The organism is Bradyrhizobium sp. (assembly GCF_016462955.1).
Classification (GTDB): domain Bacteria; phylum Pseudomonadota; class Alphaproteobacteria; order Rhizobiales; family Xanthobacteraceae; genus Bradyrhizobium.
Genome location: NZ_JAEMSD010000649.1, coordinates 1 through 3,232, shown reverse-complemented (window position 1 = coordinate 3,232; position 3,232 = coordinate 1). Strand labels below are relative to the sequence as shown.

Below are 3,232 nucleotides of genomic sequence, written 5' to 3'. Positions count from 1 at the left end.
GCAAGCCCGGCATGAGCCGCGACGACCTCCTCTCCATCAACCTCAAGGTCATGGAGCAGGTCGGTGCCGGCATCAAGAAGTACGCCCCCGACGCCTTCGTCATCTGCATCACCAACCCGCTCGACGCGATGGTCTGGGCGCTGCAGAAGTTCTCGGGCCTGAAGCCCAACATGATCTGCGGCATGGCCGGCGTGCTCGACTCCGCCCGCTTCCGCCACTTCCTGGCCGACGAGTTCAACGTCTCGGTCGAGGATGTCACCGCCTTCGTGCTCGGCGGCCATGGCGACACCATGGTGCCGCTGGTGAAATACTCCACCGTCGCCGGCATCCCGTTGCCCGACCTCGTCAAGATGGGCTGGACCTCGCAGGCGCGCCTCGACGAGATCGTCGACCGCACCCGCAACGGCGGCGCCGAGATCGTCAATCTGCTCAAGACTGGCTCGGCCTTCTATGCGCCGGCCGCGTCCGCGATCGCGATGGCCGAGAGCTATCTCAAGGACAAGAAGCGCGTGCTGCCCTGCGCGGCCTACCTCAACGGCGAGTACAGCGTGAAGGACATGTATGTCGGCGTCCCCGTGGTGATCGGCTCCAAGGGCGTCGAGCGCGTCGTCGAAATCGAACTCGCTGGCAAGGACCGCGAGGCCTTCGACAAGTCGGTCGGCGCGGTGCAGGGTCTGGTCGACGCCTGCAAGAAGATTGCCCCCGATCTGCTCGGCAAGTAATTCAAGGCATTCCCGCCGAAGATCGAACCCGGTCTTCGGCGGTTTCACTTCTGGAGGGCAGCCAGGTCCCATCGCGGGCTTGAACCTCCGGACCGGCAGTCCAGAGATTTCGATGAGAACCCCGGTTGCAGTTCCTTTGGTATATGGTATGCCAGACCAAAGGCTGAGGCGGCCTCAGGCGGGCGTCCGCATGCGGGTTCAGGGAGCGAGCACATGAATATCCATGAATACCAAGCCAAAGCGCTGCTGCACGAGTTCGGCGTGCCGATCTCCAAGGGCGTTCCGGTGCTTAAAGCGAGCGACGCCGAAGCCGCCGCCAAGGCCCTGCCCGGCCCGGTCTGGGTGGTGAAGAGCCAGATCCACGCCGGCGGCCGCGGCAAGGGCAAGTTCAAGGAAGCCAGCGCAGGCGACAAGGGCGGCGTCCGCATCGCCAAGTCGGTGCAGGAGGTCAACGAATTCGCCAAGCAGATGCTGGGCGCAACGCTGGTCACCGTGCAGACCGGCCCGGCCGGCAAGCAGGTCAACCGCCTCTACATCGAGGACGGCTCCGACATCGACAAGGAATTCTACCTCTCGATCCTCGTCGACCGCGAGACCTCGCGCGCCTCTTTCGTGGTGTCGACCGAAGGCGGCGTCAACATCGAGGACGTCGCGCACAACACGCCCGAGAAAATCGTCACCTTCTCGGTCGATCCCGCCACCGGCATCATGAGCCATCACGGCCGCACGGTGGCGAAGGCGCTGAACCTGACCGGCGACCTCGCCAAGCAGGCCGAGAAGCTCACCGCGCAGCTCTACGCGGCCTTCATCGCCAAGGACATGGCGATGCTGGAGATCAATCCGCTGGTCGTCACCAAGCAGGGCGAACTCCGCGTGCTCGATGCCAAGGTGTCATTCGACGACAACGCGCTGTTCCGCCATCCCGAGATCGCTGTGCCGCTGCGCGATCTGACCGAGGAAGACGCCAAGGAGATCGAGGCGTCGAAATACGACCTCAACTACGTCACGCTCGACGGCAACATCGGCTGCATGGTCAACGGCGCCGGTCTCGCCATGGCGACGATGGACATCATCAAGCTCTACGGCATGGCGCCGGCGAACTTCCTCGACGTCGGCGGCAGCGCCAGCAAGGAGAAGGTCGCGGCCGCGTTCAAGATCATCACCGCCGATCCCAACGTGAAGGGAATCCTGGTCAACATCTTCGGCGGCATCATGAAGTGCGACGTGATCGCCGAGGGCGTCACGGCGGCGGTTCGTGAAGTCGGCCTCAGCGTGCCCTTGGTGGTCCGCCTCGAAGGCACCAATGTCGAACTCGGCAAGAAGATCATCAATGAATCCGGACTGAACGTGGTGCCGGCCGACAATCTCGACGACGCCGCGCAGAAGATCGTGAAGGCCGTCAAGGGAGGCTAAGGCCATGGCCCAGGACCATCTCGCCGCGTCACTTCCGCTCCCCGAGCATGCGCGTCTCGCCGCGTTCGCCGGCGAATGGGATGGCGAAGAGGTGGTCTTTCCGTCGCGCTGGACGGAAGGCGGGCAGGCCACGTCGCGCACCGTCGCGCGCATGGATCTCAACGGGTTCTATCTGATCCAGGACTCGGTCCAGATGCGCGACGGCAAGCAGAGCTTCGCCACCCATGGCATCTTCACCTTCGACCGCGACGACCGGACCTACAAATTGTTCTGGTACGACTCGCTCGGCTACACGCCGCCTTCGCCCGCCTCGGGCGGATGGGCCGGCAAGACCCTGACGCTGGTGCGCGGCTCGCTCCGCGGCAATGCGCGCCACGTCTACGAGATCCTCGACGACAATTCCTACTCGTTGAAGATCCAGTTCTCGCCGGACGCGGAAGGCTGGGCAGACGTGCTCACCGGCGTCTACCGCCGCATCCACTGACCTCTCACTCGTTAGTTCGCGAAAGCAGACCTCATGTCCATCCTGATCGACAAGAACACCAAGGTCATCTGCCAGGGCTTCACCGGCAAGAACGGCACCTTCCATTCCGAGGCCGCGATCGCCTACGGCACCAAGATGGTCGGCGGCACCTCGCCGGGCAAAGGCGGCTCGACGCATCTGGGCCTGCCGGTGTTCGACACCGTGCGCGAGGCGCGTGAGAAGACCGGCGCCGACGCCTCGGTGATCTACGTGCCGCCGCCGGGCGCCGCGGATGCGATCTGCGAAGCCATCGACGCCGAGATCCCGCTGATCGTCTGCATCACCGAAGGCATCCCTGTTCTCGACATGGTGCGGGTGAAGCGCTCCCTGCTTGGCTCGAAGTCGCGCCTGATCGGGCCGAACTGCCCGGGCGTCATGACCGCCGGCGAGTGCAAGATCGGCATCATGCCGGCCAATATTTTCAAGACCGGTTCGGTCGGCATCGTCTCCCGCTCGGGCACGCTGACCTATGAGGCCGTGTTCCAGACCTCCCAGGAAGGCCTCGGCCAGACCACCGCGGTCGGCATCGGCGGCGACCCGGTCAAGGGCACCGAGTTCATCGACGTGCTGGAAA

General features: G+C 64.4%; 4 protein-coding genes. All 4 read left to right on the top strand.

Features of this window, described 5'->3' with window-relative positions; all coding sequences use genetic code 11:
* Positions 1-722, top strand: a 722-nt coding sequence (locus JHD07_RS36240; protein WP_291630915.1) for a malate dehydrogenase, incomplete at its 5' end; no start/stop codon positions are given.
* Between the two features lie 213 nt (positions 723-935).
* Entirely contained in the window at positions 936-2,135 is a 1,200-nt protein-coding gene (gene sucC / locus JHD07_RS36235; RefSeq protein ID WP_291630913.1) for an ADP-forming succinate--CoA ligase subunit beta, read from the top strand.
* A 4-nt stretch (positions 2,136-2,139) separates the two neighbouring features.
* Positions 2,140-2,619, top strand: a complete 480-nt coding sequence (locus tag JHD07_RS36230) for a DUF1579 family protein (protein WP_291630911.1) — start codon at positions 2,140-2,142, stop codon at positions 2,617-2,619.
* 33 nt (positions 2,620-2,652) lie between these two features.
* Positions 2,653-3,232, top strand: a 580-nt coding sequence (locus JHD07_RS36225) for a succinate--CoA ligase subunit alpha (protein WP_291630909.1), incomplete at its 3' end; no start/stop codon positions are given.

Excerpts from the sequence above, each read along its gene's own strand:
- sucC (WP_291630913.1), top strand. The coding sequence starts at position 936 with ATGAATATCCATGAATACCAAGCCAAAGCGCTGCTGCACGAGTTCGGC.
- JHD07_RS36230 (WP_291630911.1), top strand. The coding sequence starts at position 2,140 with ATGGCCCAGGACCATCTCGCCGCGTCACTTCCGCTCCCCGAGCATGCG.